This window comes from Sphingomonas sp. NPDC019816 (assembly GCF_050274375.1).
In the GTDB taxonomy this organism is placed as follows: Bacteria; Pseudomonadota; Alphaproteobacteria; order Sphingomonadales; family Sphingomonadaceae; genus Sphingomonas.
Map to the genome: position 1 here is coordinate 1 of NZ_JBNNOB010000060.1, position 20044 is coordinate 20044.

20 protein-coding genes and 1 pseudogene are annotated in these 20044 nt (G+C 62.0%); 19 read left to right on the forward strand and 2 right to left on the reverse strand.

The genetic code is table 11. The features are described 5' to 3' along the window. Positions 1-90: 90 nt before the first annotated feature. Both ACQKJZ_RS10340 and ACQKJZ_RS10345 read right to left on the reverse strand, forming a co-directional pair. Complete coding sequence (locus ACQKJZ_RS10340; RefSeq protein WP_427731076.1) at positions 91-327, reverse strand: hypothetical protein; 237 nt, start codon at positions 325-327, stop codon at positions 91-93. A 129-nt stretch (positions 328-456) separates the two neighbouring features. Continuing rightward, complete coding sequence (locus tag ACQKJZ_RS10345; protein ID WP_125961486.1) at positions 457-885, reverse strand: hypothetical protein; 429 nt, start codon at positions 883-885, stop codon at positions 457-459. A gap of 407 nt (positions 886-1292) precedes the next feature. Here ACQKJZ_RS10345 and ACQKJZ_RS10350 point away from each other — a divergent pair, with 407 nt between their 5' ends. The 19 genes and pseudogenes from ACQKJZ_RS10350 to ACQKJZ_RS10440 form a co-directional block, all read left to right on the forward strand. Next, a complete protein-coding gene (locus ACQKJZ_RS10350) occupies positions 1293-1613 on the forward strand; it encodes a hypothetical protein (protein ID WP_125961487.1) in 321 nt (106 codons plus the stop codon). Positions 1614-1669: 56 nt separating this feature from the next. After that, complete coding sequence (gene traL, locus ACQKJZ_RS10355; RefSeq protein ID WP_017502443.1) at positions 1670-1960, forward strand: type IV conjugative transfer system protein TraL; 291 nt, start codon at positions 1670-1672, stop codon at positions 1958-1960. A gap of 1 nt (position 1961) precedes the next feature. Next, positions 1962-2528 carry a type IV conjugative transfer system protein TraE gene (locus ACQKJZ_RS10360; protein ID WP_125961488.1) on the forward strand — a complete coding sequence of 189 codons (567 nt, stop codon included), beginning with the start codon at positions 1962-1964 and terminating at the stop codon, positions 2526-2528. Continuing rightward, positions 2525-3328: a type-F conjugative transfer system secretin TraK gene (locus ACQKJZ_RS10365; protein WP_125961489.1), complete on the forward strand. Its 804-nt coding sequence runs from the start codon at positions 2525-2527 to the stop codon at positions 3326-3328. The genes ACQKJZ_RS10360 and ACQKJZ_RS10365 overlap by 4 nt, the downstream gene beginning before the upstream one ends. A gap of 3 nt (positions 3329-3331) precedes the next feature. Beyond that, the gene (locus ACQKJZ_RS10370; RefSeq protein WP_125961490.1) at positions 3332-4657 is read left to right on the forward strand and encodes a TraB/VirB10 family protein; all 1326 of its coding nucleotides are present in this window, start codon (positions 3332-3334) and stop codon (positions 4655-4657) included. Continuing rightward, positions 4644-5552 carry a DsbC family protein gene (locus ACQKJZ_RS10375; RefSeq protein ID WP_125961491.1) on the forward strand — a complete coding sequence of 303 codons (909 nt, stop codon included), beginning with the start codon at positions 4644-4646 and terminating at the stop codon, positions 5550-5552. The genes ACQKJZ_RS10370 and ACQKJZ_RS10375 overlap by 14 nt, the downstream gene beginning before the upstream one ends. Further along, entirely contained in the window at positions 5549-6472 is a 924-nt protein-coding gene (locus tag ACQKJZ_RS10380; RefSeq protein WP_125961492.1) for a TraV family lipoprotein, read from the forward strand. Before ACQKJZ_RS10375 ends, ACQKJZ_RS10380 begins: the two co-directional genes overlap by 4 nt. After that, a complete protein-coding gene (gene traC, locus ACQKJZ_RS10385) occupies positions 6472-9063 on the forward strand; it encodes a type IV secretion system protein TraC (protein ID WP_125961493.1) in 2592 nt (863 codons plus the stop codon). Before ACQKJZ_RS10380 ends, traC begins: the two co-directional genes overlap by 1 nt. 5 nt (positions 9064-9068) lie before the next feature. Beyond that, entirely contained in the window at positions 9069-9407 is a 339-nt protein-coding gene (locus tag ACQKJZ_RS10390) for a hypothetical protein (RefSeq protein WP_125961494.1), read from the forward strand. Next, complete coding sequence (locus ACQKJZ_RS10395; RefSeq protein WP_125961495.1) at positions 9400-10053, forward strand: type-F conjugative transfer system protein TrbI; 654 nt, start codon at positions 9400-9402, stop codon at positions 10051-10053. The genes ACQKJZ_RS10390 and ACQKJZ_RS10395 overlap by 8 nt, the downstream gene beginning before the upstream one ends. After that, a complete protein-coding gene (locus tag ACQKJZ_RS10400; RefSeq protein WP_125961536.1) occupies positions 10043-10570 on the forward strand; it encodes a S26 family signal peptidase in 528 nt (175 codons plus the stop codon). Before ACQKJZ_RS10395 ends, ACQKJZ_RS10400 begins: the two co-directional genes overlap by 11 nt. After that, positions 10567-11223, forward strand: a complete 657-nt coding sequence (gene traW, locus ACQKJZ_RS10405; protein WP_125961496.1) for a type-F conjugative transfer system protein TraW — start codon at positions 10567-10569, stop codon at positions 11221-11223. Before ACQKJZ_RS10400 ends, traW begins: the two co-directional genes overlap by 4 nt. Then, positions 11223-11495 (forward strand): hypothetical protein, encoded by a 273-nt coding sequence (locus tag ACQKJZ_RS10410; RefSeq protein ID WP_125961497.1) that lies wholly within the window; start codon positions 11223-11225, stop codon positions 11493-11495. Before traW ends, ACQKJZ_RS10410 begins: the two co-directional genes overlap by 1 nt. Beyond that, the gene (traU, locus tag ACQKJZ_RS10415) at positions 11492-12511 is read left to right on the forward strand and encodes a conjugal transfer pilus assembly protein TraU (RefSeq protein WP_125961498.1); all 1020 of its coding nucleotides are present in this window, start codon (positions 11492-11494) and stop codon (positions 12509-12511) included. The genes ACQKJZ_RS10410 and traU overlap by 4 nt, the downstream gene beginning before the upstream one ends. Before the next feature lie 12 nt (positions 12512-12523). Continuing rightward, a complete protein-coding gene (trbC, locus tag ACQKJZ_RS10420) occupies positions 12524-13264 on the forward strand; it encodes a type-F conjugative transfer system pilin assembly protein TrbC (RefSeq protein WP_125961499.1) in 741 nt (246 codons plus the stop codon). Positions 13265-13329: 65 nt separating this feature from the next. Next, the gene (locus tag ACQKJZ_RS10425) at positions 13330-15132 is read left to right on the forward strand and encodes a conjugal transfer protein TraN (RefSeq protein WP_427731077.1); all 1803 of its coding nucleotides are present in this window, start codon (positions 13330-13332) and stop codon (positions 15130-15132) included. 339 nt (positions 15133-15471) lie between these two features. Beyond that, positions 15472-16293 (forward strand): conjugal transfer protein TraF, encoded by an 822-nt coding sequence (locus ACQKJZ_RS10430; protein ID WP_125961501.1) that lies wholly within the window; start codon positions 15472-15474, stop codon positions 16291-16293. Positions 16294-16358: 65 nt separating this feature from the next. Continuing rightward, entirely contained in the window at positions 16359-17756 is a 1398-nt protein-coding gene (locus tag ACQKJZ_RS10435; protein WP_380773659.1) for a conjugal transfer protein TraH, read from the forward strand. 15 nt (positions 17757-17771) lie between these two features. After that, positions 17772-19991 (forward strand): annotated as a pseudogene (locus ACQKJZ_RS10440) (conjugal transfer protein TraG N-terminal domain-containing protein); the annotation flags it as partial. Positions 19992-20044: the final 53 nt, after the last annotated feature.

The window sequence follows — 20044 nt, forward strand, 5'->3', positions numbered from 1 at the left end:
CCCATGGTCTGATGATCAAACAGGCGGCGTGAATGACAACCGGGATTAGCTTAACTTAGCCGCAAACCTGTCCAAGAAGGCGGGACCACCTCAGAGCGCTTCGAGCAGCACCCGAAACTCGCCCATGGTTATAGGGGATCGCTCGGCCAGTTTCGGGTGCAAGATGCGCCCGAGACGGCTTTTGCTGATCCCTGTCTTCTGCGCGAGTGGGCGAAGGCCCAGATCCTTGGCTGCCATCGCCTGACGCATCAGGTCGATGTAAAGTTGGCCGTGCGCTTCCTGAGCGACAGCACCTCCTATTGGCTCGATCGCGCCTAGGGTCGACATAATCCCCCTGTCCTAAGTCGGAGCAGGCCCCAACAAGAACAAAAGCTTGTACCCTTGGCAAGCTTTTCGACACCGAAAGGAGCCGGTTCAGACGAACCGGCGTTGCACGATTGTGACGGTATATTTCGGTCAGGTGACCGAAGTCGGCTTGTCTTGGCCGGACGCACCTTCGTCCATGCCAATCTTTCCGAGTATCCGCTTCGAATGATGCTCTGCGACGAAGTCGAAAAACAGAATGGAGATCATATCCGCCATGGTCAGGCTTCGATCGAGAAGCTTTGCGAAGCGCCGCTTCTCCTCGATCAGCAGGTCGGCACAGCTTCGCGGCAGGGTCACGTGAACCCGGACTGGGCCCTTGCTCTCCACGACGTCGAAATGAGCGCGTACATCCACTGCGTCGAGGTGGGTCAAAGGAAGCTTCTCGACGCGGGCGTTCACAAGGCTCGCGACGGTTTCGAACCTTAAGGTGTCATTGGAGCGCAGACGCAGGCTCTCGGTCGAAAGCCGGAACAGAAGTTCGGACACGTCCAACGCATAGCTACGCGTATCACCTGCCATCAGCCTGTTCCTGCCAAAGCCTCAGTTATCGGGTCGATCTGCAACCGGCGCTCAGTCATCCTCGCCCTCCTTACACGAGGGTCTTATACCTTACAATCGATGGGAAGGTTTATTCCCGGATGGAGAGTGCGAATCGCTAAGCGGGGCGCTTTCCGGGAAGACATTCTATCCCAATATTTTCCGGGACGCGCTGTCCCAATATAGGGTCACGATGTCCCGCATATGGGACACGAAAGCCGCGTCTTGGGACAGAGAATCACCAGCTCACGCCCGTCCGAGGGGCTGGGAAGAAAATCGCACAGTAGGGTTAACGCTTTGCTGCCAGAAGCCTTGAGCCAGCACCGGGGTGATGCACCCTTGCTCAGGGGCGGGGACAGGCCACGCCCTTCAGCAAGGGATCAGTCTCGATGCATGCAACTCTCCAACAGGGGCGGCGACTGGAATTGGCAATCATCGCCGGCGCCGCGCTCGTGTTCGCGCTTCTCTGGTTTGCCGGACCGGCACATGCCGGCGCCGATACGACGTTCGACACGGCGCTCACCATGTTCACCGACTTCCTTCAGGGGTCGGGGGGCAAGATCATCACCGTTCTCTCGCTCGGCGGCGGCCTGGTCGCTCTGGCGTCGGGACGCTTCAGCCTCGGCCAGGTCGCCATTCCCGTGGGTGTGGGGGTCGGCGCCGGAACCGGCATTCCCATCGTCACCTCGACGGTCACCGCCACGATCTGACGCAAGCATTCCGTGGTCGGGGTGGCAGCCCTGATCCATCGGGGGAGGGTGGTGCAATGGCCGGTGACAAATACGGCATACCGTCTCATCTGGACGATCCTGAGCTGATCGGGCTGTGGACCCTGGATGAGTTCCTGGCGATGGTGATCCCATTCACCTGGGGCATCCTGTTTCAGCACATCCTCATCGGATTGATACTCGCGGTCGCGGGCTGGTGGGGTCTCAGAAAGGCTAAGGCAGGGCGCACGGCGTCGTGGTTGCTTCATCTGGCCTATTGGCATTTGCCTGCCGGTTTCACCGGCATGCGGGCCACGCCACCCTCTTATCTTCGATTGATGGCGGGGTAAGATGGAAGTCGCTTACAGCCATGCGCATAATCAGCGTCTGCTCAAGCAGCGCAATCTTCTGCTGATCGCGGTCGTCGCGCTCTCGAGCCTGGCCGGCGTCCTGCTCTTGATCGGCGTTTCGCGTGATCGCGAGGTCGTGCTGCAGCCGGTGCTGCGCTCGCCCCTGACCGTCAGCAGTGCAGGCGTCAGCCGCGAGTATCTCGAACTCATCACACGCGATGTTGTGGTTCTGACCCTCGATCGTTCCCCCAGCAATCTGGAGTACTGGATGGAATCCGTGCTAGCGATCGCTTCTCCGCGTGCCTACGGGAAGCTCAAGGCAGAGCTCCTCAAGATCGTCGATGAGCAACGCGGATCCTCGATCGCGCAGTTCTTCACCATCCAGAAAATGGAAATCGATCCGAAGCGCCTGCAGTCGCGGGTTACGGGCGAGTTCCACACGATCGTCGGCGACAAAGTGATCTCCAGAGAGCGACGCACCTTCCAATACGACTGGGAGTATTCCGGCGTTTCCCTGCGCCTCACCGGCTTTGGAATGGTCTCGAACGAAAAGGGACGCCCCTCATGATCATCTTCTACGCCATCCTTGGCGCGGCGATCGGCACGCTCCTGGCGTCACGCATCAACTGCATCACGAGCCGCGGGATGGGCGTGGTGGTCCTGTGCGCCTCGTTGCTGTCCCTCGCGACGCCGGCGTGGGCAGACCAGACCATTGTCGCTGCCGACAGCGCTCAGGTCGATTGTCAGGCTTCAGCCAAGGATCTCACACGGATCAGCCTGGTCGAGGATGAGTTTGCGAGCGTCTCCAAAATCTCCACCGGTAATCCGGTCGATGATTTTTCGGTGGTGAACGAGCCGGTACGCGGCGACATCTATCTCTCCGTACCGGATGGTTTCTCGCGATCGGCCCTGTCGTTCTTCGGCACGAGCAAGCGAGGCTACGTCTACAAGTTCGTCTGCAGGATCACTGGCGACCAGGCCGCACAAATCTTCGTCTCCAATCCGGCAATCGCCAAGGAGCATGCCGCCGATGCCGCCACGGGAGGACGCGAGCCCGGCCCTCAGGACGCGGCCCTCGAGCTGGTCCGCGGCATGTACGCCAATGGCGTCATCGACGGCTTTGAAATGCGTCAGCGCTCGCTGAGGCCGGTCTATGTCGGCTCGCTCAAGATCCAGATGATCGCTGAGTATCGCGGGTCGGATCTGATCGGCCGTGTGCTGCGCGTCGAGAATGCCGGTGCAGGAGCGATCGAGCTTACCGAGACCATGCTCGCGCCGCGAAGCGCGCTCGCTGTTTCGATTGCTGAACCCAAGCTTGAGCCCGGGAAGGTGACAACCGCCTACCTGGTCTCGCCGAACCCGAGGTAGAACATGGCTCTCACCGACATCTTCAAGCGTGATCGAAAGCCCCTGGACGGCCAGGAAGGGGAGGGCGTCTCGCCGGTTGGGGACGAACTGTCCGGCAATGAGGCCGTGCGGCGCAAACAGCGACTGCTTCTGGTCGGCGTTGCCGGTGCGGGACTGCTTGCATCCTCTTTCTGGATTTTCTCGGGCGAGGAGTCCTCTGGCAAAGGCGAAACCGACAAACCGACCGAAGTTGAGGTCTCGACCAAGGACATGGTCAACCGCAACCTGTCGCAGCAGGAATGGATGGCCCTGTCGGAAAACCGCTTTCAGGCAGCCGAGAACCAGCTCAAGGTCGTCAACGGCCAGTCCGAACGGATGGAAGCACTGAGCGCCCAGGTCGAGGCGCTGAAGGGCCAGAACATGGCGATGCGGTCCGACGGACAGCGCGTGGTATCGGCTTATCAGTCGGAGAATGAGCAACTGCGGCGGCAGATCAATGAGCGGGCCGCCGCTCCGCCCCCGCCTGCCCCGGGACCCTCGGCCATGTACGGGCCGCGTGGTCCGCAGGCCTATCAGCGACCCGAGGACATGCCTGCCGACAAGAATGGACCGCCTATCGGCCACCCATCCGAGGTCAAGCTGGTCAATTTCAGCACTGCCGACACGAGCACGGCTTCAAAGATTTCCAAGGGTAATACCGTCTACACGGACAGCCCGAACTATCTCCCGCCCAACAGCTTCGCTTCCGCGCGCGTCATCGTCGGCGTCGATGCAAGTGCCGGGGTCAACAGCCAGAGCGACCCACTGCCGGTTGTGCTGCGTATCACCGGGCCGGCGCGATCGGTCCTGCAGAATGGCAAGCTGCTCACGACAAAGGTGCAAGGGTGCCTGGTAAACGGCGCCGCGCGCGGGGACCTTTCCAGTGAGAAGGTCTATGTAAAATTGCAGAAGATGACCTGCCCGCAACCGGGTGGGCGCTATGCCGTATCGGAGGTGAAGGGGTTCCTTGCCTTTGGCGGAAAGACTGGCGTGCGCGGCCGCGTTGTATCGCGCGAGGGCGGTCTTGTGACCCAGGCGTTTATTGCCGGCCTCTTCGGGGGATTTGGACGGGGCTTCTCTGCCAACGCCAACTCGGTGTTTCAAGGCACCACCATCACCAATGGCAAGCGCGACAAACTTTCAGCCGGCGAACTGCTGGAAGGCGGCTTCGGCGAGGGCGCGGCGCAGACCGGCGACATGGTCTCGAAATATCTGATCGAACGCGCCGAACAATATCAGCCGGTGATCGAGATGCCGACCGGGATCGACGTTGAAATCGTTTTTCTGGAGGGTGTTTATGTCCGCAATTGAGTGGTTCAGCGCGCGTTTGCCCGATCGACCGTCTCGCGCCTGGATTATGCCCGCATCCGCGATCGCGCTCTGCTCGATACTCGGCGCGGCCGGGGTGGCGCTGGCGCAGGATTACGTCCGTCCAGCAGCGAAGGTCGAGAGCCTGCTGAAGGCACGTCTCCCCAAGACACCCCTGACGAAGGTCGATTGCGAGAAACTGACCGGGCTATGCGAGGTAACCGCAGGAGCCAATCTGTTCTATGTCGACCATGGCGCACGGTATCTTGTCATCGGTCGAGTCTACGACATGGAGACGCGGCAGGACCTGACCGCTGCGCGCCTGCTCGAGATCAATCCGGATATGTTGGTGGGCGGGGCAGCCGTCGCCAATGCAACCGGCAGTCCTTCGGGTCGCACCGAGGAAGAGGATAACTTTGCCGGGCCGGGGGCCAGCGGCTCGAGCAAGCTTTCGGCCGCACCTGGTTCGATCAGCCGGCTGCCAATCGATAGCCTGCCGAAAGAGGGCGCGATCATCTGGGGCAATCCGGCGGGCCCGACGGTCACGGTCTTCAGCGATTTCCGTTGCTCCTATTGCCGCGCGCTCAGCAATGTCCTGCGCTCGATGCAGGTCCGGGTCGTGGAACGACCTATTTCAGTTCTGGGCAGCCGCGATCTGGCCGAGCGCGTCTACTGCGCGAAAAACCGGGAAGAAGCGTTGCACGCTGCCTATTCCGGGGAGCCCGTGGCTGGAAGCGCCCCCAAATGCGATACCTCCGGGCTCGATGCCAATGAGGCATTTGCGCGCAAGCACGGCCTGTCCGGAACACCCGTCATCGTGCGCAGCGACGGGGCCATGCTGGAGGGGTATCGCCCCAAAGCGTTTCTCGAGACTTGGCTCAAGGCGGCACGCTCATGATCGTCGCCCCGATCGTGAAGCGCGTCGGTAGCGCCCCCACGCTCCTCGCGCTGGTCGCCCTCGGCGGCTGCGCGAGCCTTGGGGGAAACATAGCGGGCAGCTTTTCCTGTCCTGCACCGGACGGCATCTGCGCGCCGGCCTCCTCGATCGACGATCATGCGCTCGCGCTGATTTCCGGTGACGAAGGCGACCGGTTCATAGCGCCTCTGCCTCGCGCATCCGCGCCCAAAGCTTTTGCCGTTTCGGACCACATTCGGGCGCTCCAGGCCCCATCCACAGCATCAGCGGTAGCAAAGGGAGCGCCCAGAACCTCGGAGAAGGTCCTGCGCATCGTCCTGCAACCCTATGTTGATGACCATGGGCGATGGCATGAAGCCAGTGCCGTTCACGCGGTCGTACAACAAGGGGAATGGGAGGAGCAGGCGCGCCTGGAGGCGACGCCCCTTGGGTCTGTCGGCCTCGCCCCGGCGCCGACCAACGGCGATACAGTCGACGCTGCTCTTGCACACAATGAGGGGACCGGCATCAGCATGGGCCCTCCCGACGCCACCATCGTTGACGCGGCCCGGGCCCGCGCTGGCAACCCCCTTGCTGACATCAAGGCCGATGTCGACCGCCGCCTGAAGGCCGAGCGGGTGAGGGAACCTGGCGCAACGGACGGGCGCATTGGCGCTGGTTCCAAGCCAGATGCCAGCAATCTGACGAAGCCGACCCCGCCCGCTGTCACCGAAGCCACGGTTGCTCCGCAGGATAAGGCGCAGGGTCAGGCCACGCCGGTTACAGCGAATGACTTTGGAAAACCCGGCGCCCCTGGAACGACGGCCAGGCCGCCTGAAGGCGGCGCAGGAACCGTGTCGCCGATGCCGCGCGAGACCATCAGGGCCGGAACATTTCCGGCGTCCATAACGGAGCCGGAATGATGTCCAGGAAGCGTGGCCTGGTGGATGGGCTCCTGTCCGGCCTGTTCGGCGACACCAAGAAACCCGATGCGCAGGGCCCATCGCTCGGGGTGCCGATGCTCGCCCATTGGCTTCCCTATCGCAGCTACGATCCCAAGACAGGGATTTTCTACAACAGCGCCTCTCGCGGGTTCGTGATTGAGGCAGCCCCGCTCGTCGGCGCCGACGAGCGGACCGGCGAAATCCTGACCCAGTTTCTGTCCGAAGCGATACCGGCTCCCGGATGTCTGCAGTTCCACCAGTGGATGAGCCCGCGGGTGAGCGAGCGGCTTTCGCGCTGGTATCTGCCCCGATACTCGGCGTCCGGCGTCTATGAGCGCATGGCGAAGCACCGCGTCGAATTTCTGACCGCAGGCGTATGGGATTCGCTTTCGGCCGATGCGCCTTTTTCGCTTCGCAACCACCGGGTCGCCATTTCCTATTCGACGCCGGAAAGCTCGGCCGTATCGGCCGAGGACATCGTCACCGTCATGGACGGGCTGATCTCGGCGCTGGCGTCGGTCAATGTCTCGGCACGCAAGATGGATCCAACGGACCTCATCGCCTGGGTCGACGACATTACCTCGCCAACGACCGCGCCCGGGGACGATGGTGTCAGCTACAATCCGCTCGATCCCATCGCGGATCAGGCGGTCCGGCGCGACATAGAAATGAAGATCGATCCGGATCGCATCCTGCTGCGCACCGAACGGTTCAGACCGACCGGGCGCAATCTGGGCGGCGCTCCGGAGATCGGTGAGATTTATCCCGACGTCTTCGACGTGCGGTCCTTTTCAGTCCGCAATCTGCCGCAGCGCTGGGCACCGTGGGACTGTGCGCGGCTGATCGGTGACATGTTTACCGACAAGCTCCGCATGCCTTGCCCCGTTTCGACGAACCTGTGCCTGGAGTTTCCCGACCCTCAGACGGCCAGCAGCAAGGCAGGGTACAAATTCATGCGCACGACGAGCCTTGCGGACTCCAAGTCCGCTCGCTTCCTGCCGCAGCTGCGCGAGCAAAGCCAGGAGTGGAAACACGTCAACGACGAGATCCGCCAGGGTCGCAAGCTCGTCCGACTCTTCTACAGCGTCACCGCCTTCTCGCCCAAGGGCAAGGGTGACGCCAACGAGCGTATCCTCAAATCCGTCTACCGTGCCGCGGGCTGGGATCTTCTGGACGACCGCTATCTCCAGATCATGGGCCTGCTGTGCGCCATGCCCATGACGATGGCAAACGGGCTGGCGCGCGATCTCGATCGCATGAAGCGCATGCGCACCATGCTCAGCACGACGGCTGCCAACCTCGCGCCCATCCAGGGCGAATATCTGGGCGGGCAGATCCCGCACCTCCTTCTCATTGGACGTCGCGGTCAGCCATTCTTCTGGTCGCCGTTCGAGAACATGGCTGGCAACCACAATGTTGCCGTGTTCGGCAAGTCCGGGTCCGGCAAATCGGTCGCCCTGCAGGAGCTTTGCGCCTCGCTGTGCGGCGCCGGGGCGAGGGTGGTCGTGATCGATGATGGCCGATCCTTCGAGCATTCCGCCAAACTCCAGGGCGGCGCATTCGTCGAGTTCACGATGAGCTCCGGCTTCTGCCTCAATCCGTTTTCGATGATTGATGAGGAGCAGGCCGCGGACGACGAGGATTATCTGCTCGACTGCATGGCGATGCTCAAGGCCATCGTGAATCAGATGTCGCGCCATATCGATCGGCTGAACGATACCGAACGGGGTCTGATCGATGGCGCGGTCAACCAGGTCTGGGAGCAAAAGCGACGCACGGGTTCGATCGACGACGTCATCGTCGCGCTTGAGGAGACCGGAAACGAGCTGGCCGTCAATCTTGGCATCGCGATGCGGCCCTTTTCGAGCGCAGGCACCTATGGCCGCTTCTTCCAAGGCGAAGTGTCGTTCGAGCTCAAGGCGCAGCTGACGGTCTTCGAGCTGTCCGACCTTTCCTCGCGCGAGGAACTGCGAAGCGTCGTTCTCACCGCGATCATGTTCATGAGCCAGCAGATGATGCGCAAGGTCGACCGGGCAACACCCAAGGCGCTGCTGCTGGATGAGGCCTGGCAGATGCTCAAGGGCGGCGCGATGGCGGACTTTATCGAGACCTATGCCCGCACCTGCCGGAAATATGGAGCCTCGCTGGTCACTGCGACCCAGTCGCTCAACGATTACTATAAATCCGAAGGCTCCATCGCGGCGCTGGAGAATAGCGACTGGTTCGTGATCCTTCAGCAAAAACCCGAGACGATCGCAGATTTCAAGAAGCACGACCGCTTCGAGATGGACGATTACACCGATGCGCTGTTACGGTCGCTCAAGCGCAATGGGTTTGAATATTCCGACATCCTGATCAAGGGGCCCGAAACCCTGGCGATCGGGCGGCTCGTGCTGGATCCCTTTTCCGCCGCCCTGTTCTCCTCGAGCCCGAAGACCTTCGCGTCGATCGAGACCCTGGTCCATGAAGGGCTTGGCATGGACGAGGCGATCGAGCGGGTTGCCTATCCCGACGCACCCGAAAAATGGACCTCGGGCGGCAGTGATGCTGCGCCGCTGGCGGCGGAGTAGAAGCTATGTCGCTTCCCTTGCTTCAGCCGGCTCGGCGGCGGCGTAGAAATCCGCCGCTCGCGACCATGCTCTTCGTCCTGCTCCATGTCGCCGGAGTGATTTCAACGACGCTGCTCCTGACGTGGGGCCTGTTCGCCTTCGCGTTCATCGTGATCGGCGGCTTCTCGTTCGACGGGCTGATGCATCAGCTTGCCAACCTTGCGTCGCGCTACGTCGCCGCCACGCCTGACCGCCTGGCAAGCTTCCGGATGACCGTGCTCGCAGCCCATCTGCTCCTGTCCAGCGCAGTGCTGATCGTCCGGCGCCATGCCCTGCTGCCCAAACTGGAGGACCGTCATGGTTGACCGGCAATCGGAACTCGATCTTCCCCCTCCGCCTCGAAAGACCAACGGGCCGGTTCGCAAGAAGGCCCGCTTTGCCGGACTGTCGCGTTCGCAGCTTTTCGCCGGACTGTTTGTGGCGATCGCGCTCATCTGGTCGATGTGGGTGACCAAGAGGCTTCTGACCCCGCCGGGCGACCATCTGGTGGCCGCGCGCCTGTCGAACATCGTCGGGGAATATGTGCAGGCACAGGCTCGCTCATCCGCTCCTCCTGCGCAGGTCGAGGCGGAAATGAAGGCGTTTATGGCAGCGCTGGATGGCGAACTGCAAAAGCGCAGCGCACAGGGCGATGTCGTTCTGGTCGGAGAAGCGGTCCTGACCAAAAACGTCCCCGATATCACTGATGGTTTGCGCCGCGCCGTCTATGCAGCCGGGATCAGGCTTCCCGCGCCGGCATCCGCCCAGCGGCAACAACCAATGCAGCAGCCTCTGGCACCGGCGGTTGTGCCCAATCTCCCTCCCGACCCTTCCACCGAGCCATTCCAAGGCTTTGATCCGATGACAGCCGGCGCTGACGTGCCCGCGCAATATCCCGCTCAGCCTGTGACGGGTCGTCCAACCCCCTCCGTATCGACCTTCGGAGGCCCCGGTGACGGCAATGGCCAGTGAGGTCCGCGAACGGGGATCGGCCGCGACCAGGCGGCTCTGGGTTCTGCTCGCGATTTTCGTGGCAGGAAGCATGGCGCTTTCGGCGATCGCCGACTGGCGAGTGCATCATCTGTTTCTGATCAATGCGACCCAGTCCTTGCCCAATTGGGCATTCCTGATCCGCCGCGGCGTTGCTCCCGCGCGGGGCGACTATATATTCTTTGATCCGCCTCGCTCGCCCTTGCTGCGGCGGCATTTCGGCGACCGTCCGCAGATGTTCGGCAAGATCGTCTACGGCATGCCAGGCGATGTCGTTACGCATGACGGTCCGATCGTGCGGGTGGATGGCCGCGACGTCGCCCGCATGAAAGAGCGCACGCGCCTGGGCGAGCGCCTTTCCCCCGGAAAGACCGGCGTCATTCCCGGCGGTTGCTATTATGTTGGCACCGCGCACAAGGATGGCTTTGACAGCCGCTACGCCGAGATTGGGCTGGTTTGCCAGCGCCAGATCATCGGCGTGGGGACACCCGTGCTATGAACCGCGCGGTCGAAACCTTTGCGGGGCTGGGCTGCATCGGAGCCGCCCTGCTTCTCACAGGCTCGGTAGGTAGCCAGGCTCGCGACTTCGGCCAGGTCGGCCAGACCTTCCCGGTGATCGAGACCGACCTTTTGGCAACGATCGAAACGCGTTTGCGCCGTGCGCAGGCGACCGGTGAACTCGACCGGGTCAACGCCATGTTCGCGAAAAGGGTGGAGGCGAAGGTCAGGCGTCCCACGCCCGTCGCCGGCATTACAGCGGCCGACCAGCCCAGAAGCTGGAATTTCGATCCGGCGATCACGCTCGAGCGCGACATTCGCGACCAGAAGGGAAACCTAATCGCCTCCGCGGGACAGAGGATCAATCCGCTCGACTTCGTTGTGATCCGGCAGGATCTTGTTTTTGTCGACGGCGATGATGCGGGGCAACTGGACTGGGCGACCCGGCAGTTCGCTGACGCAAAGGCGAAGATCATCTTCGTCAACGGATCGCCGATCGAGGCGATGACGGCCCGCAAGCGACGTTTCTATTTCGATCAGGAAGGCAAACTCACCCATAGGTTCGGCATCCGGCACACACCGGCTGTCGTGACGCGGGCCGGAACGGTGATGCGCGTCTCCGAAATGGTCCTGCCTGCGAGAGTGAGCAAGTGATGCCGCTCTGGCTCGACCTGCTCCGCACCCCGATGGCGGCACCCGAAACAGCAGAGCTGCGGCGCCTGCGCCTGTGCTGGCAGGTGCTTTGTCTGGCTCTGGCCGGGACGTTGTTCCTCTTCGAGGATCTGCAGACGCTGGCGCCTGGCCTCGCAACCCCGCTGGCAGCCTGCCTCCTCATCGCAACGCTCTTGCAGACGGGGCTCTACTGGACCCGCAAGAACCGGGCGGATGCGGCATTGATGAGCCCAAACGAGGGAGAGGCAAAATGACCTGGCTTCGCACCGTCGGCGCCGCGCTTGCGCTTCTTCTGAGCTGCATGTTTTTCGCAAGCCCCGCAGTTGCGGCCGGGCCAACCTGCAACGGAAAATTCGTCAATCCGATAACCGACGTCTGCTGGTCATGCCTGTTTCCGCTGTCGATTGGCGGAGCGCGGCTGTGGCCTAGCGGCCGTCCGGACACGAGCAATCCCGCCTCGCCGATCTGTGCTTGCGCCGATCCGCTGCCTCGTATCGGCATCTCGGTCGGCTTCTGGGAGCCTGTCCGCCTTGCTGACGTCACGATGAAGCCGTGGTGCTTCCCAAACCTTGGAGGCGTGCGCATTTCCCCGGGGTTTGATATTGGGCAGGGCTATCTGGCCGGTCCCTCAATGGTGGGCGGTCGGTCTCAGAGCACCGCTAAATGGCACGTCCACTGGTATGTGTACCCGCTGCTCTACTGGATGGAAATCCTGACGGACTTCCTCTGCTTCGAGCAGGCATCATTCGATATCGCGTACATGACGGAGGTCGACCCCCTCTGGCAGGACGATAGTCTGAGCGCACTCAACAATCCCGAAGCGATCGTCTTTGCCAATCCGATCGCAAAGGCCGCGTGCGCGGGCGATTGCATCGCGGGAACGGTCGGCCTCCCGCTCGACCCGCTCTTCTGGTGTGCGGGGTGCCAGGGCAGCATGTATCCGCTGAACGGGAATATACCTGCCTCGATCGGCCATGTGCAGTCCTCCAGGCTGGCGCTGTCCCGCTTCGCCTACAAGATGCACCGCCAGGCTCTCGCCTGGGGCACCATGGGGTCGGCCGGACTCTGCAAGAAGTATCTGATGCCGATCATGCGCAAGCAGCAATATCGCTTCCAAATGGTCAATCCGATCCCGACTGTCAGCGGGCGGTTTGCCTGCTCGGCCATCGGCGCCTCGACCATGCCGCCGGACGCTGGTCGCGCCTTTCCCGTCGGCGGCGAGGACATGGGCTACCTCGTCTGGCGCAAGCGCAACTGCTGTGTGCTGTAGGGGAGGGGGGTCATGCGCCTGATCAGATTTGGACTTCTCGCTATCGTCGGAACGGTCGGCCTGTCCGCGCTTGCGCAAACAATAGACGGGCAGGACGTCGATGCGATCCGCAAGCGTTCGGCCGAAATGAAGGCCGATGCCGAGGCGCTTGTCGAGCATGTGAAGGATCGCGGGGCAACATTCCGGGAGGATGCGCGAGAGGCGCAGGACCAAGGAATGGCGAACATGCGCCGCGTTTCCGCCAGCGATCTTCCAAAAGGCCCGCCCGGCGCGGTTGATTTCGATGAGATTGTGAAAGGCGCGGCCGCCAATGCCGCGGTGCCCGGTGGCGACGCGCCCAAGTTGATCGTCTTTGCCAGCCTTTCCATGCCCCAGGCTTCGCTCAAACGTCTCATCGCCGACACGGCGCAAGCAGGCGGTGTCGTCGTTTTTCGCGGCTTTCCCGATAACTCGGCGAAGGCCTTCATGCGCCAGTTGGGCCAGGTGGTGACCCGCGACGACATGACCAGCATTGGCATCGATCCTCGTCTGTTCCGTGCTTTCGATGTTCAGGCGGTGCCAACCTACGTTTCGGTCTCTTCCGACTTCGACCTTTGTGCAGGCTTCAACTGTCAGACCAAGCTGCCGCCCTTTGACCGGCTCATCGGGAATGTGACGCTCGAATATGCGCTTGAGCAGTTCGCCGCCGGCAAGGGACCTGGCGCTCGGGTTGCCGAGATCGGCTTATCCAACATGCGAAAGTCGAAGCCATGAGATGGGGCGTTGCCTGGCTCATGTTTCTCGCCACGGCTGGGGTAGGCGCACCAGCCTATGGGCAGATGACGCTCGAGGAGGCGCGCCAACAGGGCAAGGACTTGGGTTCGGAGAAGCGGCAGGATTCCGCGCTGGTCCCCTCAAGCGACGCGCAGGCCGCTGCGGTTCCAGGTTTTTCCGGAACGACCCTTCCGGAAGGCTCCTATTTCAGCGATCCAGAGCGGCTTGAGGCCGCCGCCCAGGCGGCCAAATCTTCCAATCAGGCGTATCGCATCACGACCGATGCCGAGCGCAGCCGCCCGACGTTCAGCACATTCGAAATCCGCGAGACGACGGCTCGCGCCACATCCGTCGAGGACGATCCGCAGACCTATCTGGCGGGCGAAGACTATGGCGGGAGCAGCGGAACATGCGTGCCGCTTCCGCCTGCTGCCGGGAGCGCCGGATATTACGAAGCGACGTGCAATGCTGGCGATAAGGTGGATCCGGAGACGCGCACCTGCCCTGTGAGCCTGGATGTCCGAGCCGATCGGCGCACGGTGTACACCTATTATGCCGGGCGCCTGCGCACGATGCCGCAGGACGGCGGTCCATATCCTGCTCGCGCCGCGTTCGACGATGAGATCGCCTCTGGCATATGCCGGGAAAGCCGGCCGATCGACTATTGTGGGAGCATGGCGGCCTACGGCTATACGGCGGCACCCGATTGCAGGCGTCTTGGCCATACCGCCGTGGAGGTGAAGTGCTCGGCCGAGGCTCAGGGGATCACCCCGGGTTTCTATCATCCGGGCACGGTCGTTTCGACCGGTAACTACTGGCTCACACGACAGGATGAACCGGCTGCTCCAGTGATCACCCGCAACGAGGGGATGTGCGCAGGAAACGCCGCTGACCAAAACTGCGTCCTCGACAGCGAGGTCTGCACGTCAAGCGACCCTGTCACCAGGATCGTCGATGGGTTGCCCGTGACGCAGCCTTGCTGGGCCTGGGAGCGCACCTATCAATGCAATCGCATCTCCTCTGCCAATGATTGTGGTGAACTCGAGGGGAACCGCCAATGTACGTATCTGCGTACAGAATGCTTGGACGAGGAGCCGGACGGCAGCGCCTGCAAGGTTCTCGAAAGAATCTACCGTTGTCCGACACCGAGCGGTGCGACTGACGACGCCCCCCAATATATCTGCGGCAATGACGTTTATTGCATCAACGGCGAATGCGAACCGATCGTTCGGGAAGCCTCGACGGAGTTCAAGGATGCGCTGGTTGCTCTTCACGCCATCGACCAGGCCGGGGAGGAGTTTGACGAGAATAACCTGACGGTTTTCAAGGGCGCACGGGAAACTTGCCACAAGCCGGTCTTCGGGCTGATCAACTGCTGCGCGGGCAAGTCCTCGGGTATTCTGACCGCGGCGGCTGGCCTTGGCGCCCTGGCGGGCGGTCCGACCGCCATCGCGGCCCTGGCGACGCCTTTCCTCGCAATGTTCGCGTGCTCACAGAGTGAAATGCGCCTCGATATCAAGGACCGCATGGGGTTCTGCCACAAGCTGGGCACTTACTGCTCGTCCAGCTTCCTGGGGATCTGCAAGACGAAGCGCACCGCTTATTGCTGCTTCGAAAGCAAACTCAGCCGCATCCTGCAGGAACAGGGACGTATGCAGCTCGGCAAGCCCTGGGGCGCTCCCAAAAGGGAGCAGTGTCAGGGCTTCACAATCGAGGAATTTGCGCGCCTCGACCTTTCGCGGATGGATTTCACGGAGGTCTACAAGGAGTTCATGGACGCCGCCAAATTGCCTGACGAGGTCGAGACGATGCGGCAAATTCAGGACAAGATAAACGACTATTACGACCTGCATGGGACCGGCGGATGAACAGCTTCTCCGCTCCTGTATCTGCGGCTCGGCCAGCGGCATTGAGCAAGCCTCGCGCTCCCGCTCCACCTGATCTTCTCTCGGTTCCAATTTCGTCGCCACCCTTCAGGAAGGGAGTTTGATTGTGCCCTTGATCGCCGAACCGCTCCTCTCGTTGGCTGCTCTCCTCATGGCCCCGCCCACCCATGGTTCAGAAGCCAGACCCATCGTCGCTGTGCTGTCCACGCGTTGCGCCCCGACACCCCCAGATTTCTCATGCTGCAGCGTCCCGTCCAGCTTCCTCCGGCCTTCCGCGCCAACACCTGTTGCGCCTGCAGGAACGAAAGCGGGAGACGCGCGATGACCGGCCGCATGTCTTGCGCCTTGCTCATTGCCGCCCTGTTGACGGCTCCGGTAACCACCAGCGCCCAGACCATCGACAGAACGGCGAGCCAGATCGTGACGCCGCAGGAGGGTGATGGGTTTTACTGCGGCGAGCGGCGCCTCGGGCAATGGTTCTATTGTGAAAGACCCGAGCCGCCCTCGGAGCAACCACCCGCCGCTCGTTCAGAACAGTCGGCGGCCGAGCGCCTGACCGCGATCACCCGGCAGCTTGATGAGCTCAGGGCCCGGGCCATTCTCGATCCGAGTGAGGCCAATGTGATTGCCTATGTACAGTTCCAGCGTGAGCAACTGGATCGCGCTTCGACCTTCTCGGACACCTGGCAGCGGGCGCTCTGGCAACACCCCGACCTGGATTACACGCTTCAAAGGCCCGTCAACACGGTCGCCAAGCGCGCTTGGCTGGACAACCGCAAAGCCGATCGCGATGCCGTGCTGACAAATCTCAGTCAGCGATATGGCTTGTTCTACTTTTTCGCGCAGAGTTGCGGGGCGTGCGAGGTGTTCGCCCCGATCCTGCGCTCGGTTGCTGACAGCCATCGTATGGCTGTGATGGCGATCTCGATGGATGGTGGACCCAGCCGGGACTTCCCAAAATACACAGTCGACAGTGGCCAGCGCGCGCGGATGGGCATTGGCGGGAATGAGACACCGGCTCTGGTGCTGTTCGACACGGCGACCCGGCGCACCATTCCCATTGGCTACGGCATTCTCAGCGCCGACGAGATCATGGACCGGATCTTCACGCTGACCAACACCAAAGTGGGGAGCGACTATTGATGAAGCGGATCACAAGAAGGGCTATGAGCCTCCAGCGCTCGCGCCTGCCTGGGGGCCTCGCCTTGATGGCTGCCGCGAACCTGGCGTTAACGGGCGTCGCGCGCGCGGACGTCGCCGGCGAAATGAACAGCTTCTTCAATGATGCCGGGGGCGCGGCCAATGTGACCGGCCCATCGGCCTATCAGGGGCAGTCTGCCGGATATTATTCACTGGGCAATGTCTGGACGCGCTTCCCGCAGAAAAGCGTCGCGCCGTTCAACCTTCAGCTACCTAGCGCCCGTGCAGGCTGTGGCGGCATCGACCTGTTCTCGGGTTCGTTCTCCTTCATCAATGCGAGCGAGATCGTCGCGATGCTGAAGGCGACGGCGAACAACGCGCTGGGCTTCGCCTTCAAGCTCGCGATCGACAGCGTCTCGCCCGAGATCGGGAAGGTGATGGACGAATTCTCTCAAAAAGCGCAGCTTCTCAACCAGATGAACATCTCCTCCTGTGAGACCGCCCAGGCGTTGGTGGGGGGCATCTGGCCTCAGATGGAGACGACGCGCTCGACGATATGCGAAGCCGTCGGCAACAGTCAGGGGATTTTCTCGGACTGGGCCGCGGCGCGTCAAGGCTGCAACAATGGCGGCCAGCGGGACAGCACGATCGCCCGCAACGCTGATCCAAGGATGCAGGAGCAACTCATCGGCGAGCCGCACAACTACACCTGGGAAGCGTTGCGAAAGTCCCAGAAATTCGGCGCCTTCGATCAGGAATTCTCCGAATACATCATGACCATCGTCGGCACCGTGGTGACCCGGCCGCCCGCCGACAGCAATCGGGGGCCGCAGGTCGACATTGTGGGGCCGGCCGAGGAGGCCGTCGTCACGGCGCTCCTCGACGGCACGGCCAGCGCGCCACCCGTGAAGATCCTCAAATGCACGAACAGCGATTGCACGACCATCGGCGAACAGGCGCTGACGGTGCCGGCAAGCTCCGCCTTGCGCCCTCGGATCGCCACGATGATCACCTCGATCAGCAGCAAGATCCGGAGCGACACGGCGCTGAGCGCAAGCGAGCGACAGCTCCTCAACATCGCGACAATCCCGCTCTACAAAATCCTCGCGGTACAGGCGATGGCTCATCAGGTGCTGGCGGATGGCGAGATCCAGACACTCTCGGAAATCGTCGCAATCGATATGCTCAACGCGATGCTGGATAATATGCTCGACCGCGTCGAGCAGGCCAAGGTCTTCTACCAGACTGCGGATCAGGAGACGGCAAGCCAGTGGCGCCAGCAGATTGCCGCGACACGCGCAAAATTCACGCAGCGCGACATCAAGCTCAGCAACAAGCTGAACGAAACGCTGATGATCATCAACCGTAGCGTGATGCTCGAGTCCACGCTGCAGAACGCGATGTCGCCCGGCATGCAGGCGGCGCTCAGCTTTTCGCGGAGCCTCAATGCCCAAGGTCTGATGTAAAGCGGGGAGGGGGGTATGCTCGAGGTCTTCACCGTCGGCGGAGGCGAGTATCTCGTCAACACGTTCAACGCGGTCGCCGCCTGGTCAGGGGGAGGGGGCTACAAGTCCCTGATCCGCGTCGTGATGGTGATGGGCCTGATCTATTCCCTGATCACGGTCGCGTTCAGCCTGAACTACAAGGCGTGGCTCAACTGGTTCCTGGGCGCCACAGCGATTTACCTCTGCCTGATGGTGCCGACCGTCGATATAAAGGTCACGGACCGGATCAACCCGTCGCTGGCGCCGGCAACGGTCGACAATGTGCCGCTGGGACTGGGCGTGTTAGCCAGTTTCACGACCCAGATTGGCGATTGGCTGACCCGGACTGCCGAAACAGTATTCGTGATGCCCGGCGAGCTGAACTACACCACGAACGGTATGGTCTATGGCGCGCGGCTGTTCGACGCGACCCGCAATTTCACCATCCGCGATGCGGAGTTCTCGACCAATCTCGAGCAGCATTTCAAGAACTGTGTTTTCGGCGATATCCTCCTCCACCATAAATCGCTGACGGACCTGTCCAGGGCACCAGATCTCTGGGCTGCAGTGGGCCCGGGATCCGAAGCGCGATCGCAGGAATGGCTTGACCGGGCAGCGGGCGGGGCAATCAGCAGTCACATCGTCACCTGCAGGACGGCCTATCAGGCTTTGAGCGCCCAGTGGGAAACGATGATCCAGGCCAATGCGTCGCTTTGGGGGAAGATCGTGTATCCCCGGCTCAGCAATGAGGCCGCCGCCGCCAAGCTTGCGCACGACGTCCCGGTGATCAACGCGGCTTTTACCGGAAACAGTGACGGGTTTGTCGGCGTCATGCGCCAGAACACCGCTATCAACGCGTTCATGCAGGCCCGAGACGCGATGTCTGGCAGTACCGCCGGGGCTTCGATCGACGCATTCGCCACGACACGGGCGGATATCCAGGCGCGCAACACCTACAACTCGATCGCGCAGCAGGCGATGGCGTGGGTTCCCATTCTCAACATCGTGCTCACCGTCGTGTTTTTCGCGATGTTCCCGGTGATCTTCCCGCTGTTCATGATGCCCCAGACCGGTCTGAATGCGCTGCGCGGGTACGCAATGGGTTTTTTTTATCTGGCCGCCTGGGGCCCGTTATACGTCATCCTGCACATGGTGTGCATGACCCGGGCCGAGAGCGCAGTGCGCGGGCTATCGGGCGGCGGGATGACGCTGGGAAGCTATTCCGGGATCGCTGCTGTAAATTCCGAGACGGCGACGATCGCCGGCTTCATGCTGATGAGCATACCCTTTCTGGCGGCAGGCCTCGCCCGCGGGGCAATGTCGATCGCGGGGCAGGCGACCAGTATGCTGGCCCCGGCGCAAAATGCAGCTGAAGCCGCTGCGGTCGAACAGACAACCGGCAACTATTCCTACGGGAATGTGAGCTGGGCCAACTCGACCTCCAACATGCGCCAAAGCGATCAGTGGACGACGGCCCCGAGCTACATGGGCGGTAACGCCGCCATGAGCTGGCGGCACGATAATGGTGCAGTCGTGACTGGCTTTGGCAACGGCCAGGAGGTCATCGATGCCGGCCCGGCCATGTCCAAGCTCGCATTCACGCCGACTGCGACGAGTGGGAACGTGGCTGAGTGGCGCGAGATGGCGAGCGCCGCCCATCGGCAGTCCCAGGCCTATGAGAACGCAGCGCAGGAGCTGATTACGTGGACCAAGACTGACCGGAGCGGAACGAGCAAGTCGACCGAAACCACAAGCGGCTGGGATTCCAGCGCTGGGCGTTCTGCGAACACGTCCCTGGATCGATTTGATCGTACTACTGCATCAAGCAGCCAAGGCTCGGAAGAACGCTCGACAATCGGCCAAGGGATTTCGATAAATCAAGCTCGAGATCGATCTGCAGTGGTATCAAGCCAGATCGGCGGCAGCATTTCAGCCGGCCTGCCCATCGGCGCAGGTCGAGGTTCAAAAGGCACACTCGCGGGTGGCCAAGGTGGCGCGAGTGGTCAGGCATCGGTCCAAGGACAACAATCGGATCAGCTTCGCTATGTGACTTCTGACAATCGCTCATCTGATTCTCAGAACACTTCGACTAGCGGTTTTCGAGATGAGCATTCAAATGGGAGTGGCGCGTCAACCGGAGAAGGGACGTACGAGCGAGCAGGGACTTTCTCACGCGCTTCGTCCACTTCCAGCAGTTCGCTTTCGCATGAGCAGGCCTGGACTTGCCCCGCTTAAGTGGAGAGGCATTTGCTCAGCGTGACGCGGTTCGT

What these genes read in the sequence shown, in the direction of transcription:
- ACQKJZ_RS10435 (WP_380773659.1), top strand. Translation starts at nt 16,359, where the DNA reads ATGGCTGCCGCGAACCTGGCGTTAACGGGCGTCGCGCGCGCGGACGTC.
- ACQKJZ_RS10340 (WP_427731076.1), bottom strand. Translation starts at nt 327, where the DNA reads ATGTCGACCCTAGGCGCGATCGAGCCAATAGGAGGTGCTGTCGCTCAG.
- ACQKJZ_RS10350 (WP_125961487.1), top strand. Translation starts at nt 1,293, where the DNA reads ATGCATGCAACTCTCCAACAGGGGCGGCGACTGGAATTGGCAATCATC.
- ACQKJZ_RS10345 (WP_125961486.1), bottom strand. Translation starts at nt 885, where the DNA reads ATGGCAGGTGATACGCGTAGCTATGCGTTGGACGTGTCCGAACTTCTG.
- ACQKJZ_RS10380 (WP_125961492.1), top strand. Translation starts at nt 5,549, where the DNA reads ATGATCGTCGCCCCGATCGTGAAGCGCGTCGGTAGCGCCCCCACGCTC.
- ACQKJZ_RS10360 (WP_125961488.1), top strand. Translation starts at nt 1,962, where the DNA reads ATGGAAGTCGCTTACAGCCATGCGCATAATCAGCGTCTGCTCAAGCAG.
- ACQKJZ_RS10375 (WP_125961491.1), top strand. Translation starts at nt 4,644, where the DNA reads ATGTCCGCAATTGAGTGGTTCAGCGCGCGTTTGCCCGATCGACCGTCT.
- ACQKJZ_RS10430 (WP_125961501.1), top strand. Translation starts at nt 15,472, where the DNA reads ATGACCGGCCGCATGTCTTGCGCCTTGCTCATTGCCGCCCTGTTGACG.
- trbC (WP_125961499.1), top strand. Translation starts at nt 12,524, where the DNA reads ATGCGCCTGATCAGATTTGGACTTCTCGCTATCGTCGGAACGGTCGGC.
- traU (WP_125961498.1), top strand. Translation starts at nt 11,492, where the DNA reads ATGACCTGGCTTCGCACCGTCGGCGCCGCGCTTGCGCTTCTTCTGAGC.
- ACQKJZ_RS10410 (WP_125961497.1), top strand. Translation starts at nt 11,223, where the DNA reads ATGCCGCTCTGGCTCGACCTGCTCCGCACCCCGATGGCGGCACCCGAA.
- traC (WP_125961493.1), top strand. Translation starts at nt 6,472, where the DNA reads ATGTCCAGGAAGCGTGGCCTGGTGGATGGGCTCCTGTCCGGCCTGTTC.
- ACQKJZ_RS10365 (WP_125961489.1), top strand. Translation starts at nt 2,525, where the DNA reads ATGATCATCTTCTACGCCATCCTTGGCGCGGCGATCGGCACGCTCCTG.
- ACQKJZ_RS10425 (WP_427731077.1), top strand. Translation starts at nt 13,330, where the DNA reads ATGACGCTCGAGGAGGCGCGCCAACAGGGCAAGGACTTGGGTTCGGAG.
- ACQKJZ_RS10400 (WP_125961536.1), top strand. Translation starts at nt 10,043, where the DNA reads ATGGCCAGTGAGGTCCGCGAACGGGGATCGGCCGCGACCAGGCGGCTC.
- ACQKJZ_RS10395 (WP_125961495.1), top strand. Translation starts at nt 9,400, where the DNA reads ATGGTTGACCGGCAATCGGAACTCGATCTTCCCCCTCCGCCTCGAAAG.
- traL (WP_017502443.1), top strand. Translation starts at nt 1,670, where the DNA reads ATGGCCGGTGACAAATACGGCATACCGTCTCATCTGGACGATCCTGAG.
- ACQKJZ_RS10390 (WP_125961494.1), top strand. Translation starts at nt 9,069, where the DNA reads ATGTCGCTTCCCTTGCTTCAGCCGGCTCGGCGGCGGCGTAGAAATCCG.
- ACQKJZ_RS10370 (WP_125961490.1), top strand. Translation starts at nt 3,332, where the DNA reads ATGGCTCTCACCGACATCTTCAAGCGTGATCGAAAGCCCCTGGACGGC.
- traW (WP_125961496.1), top strand. Translation starts at nt 10,567, where the DNA reads ATGAACCGCGCGGTCGAAACCTTTGCGGGGCTGGGCTGCATCGGAGCC.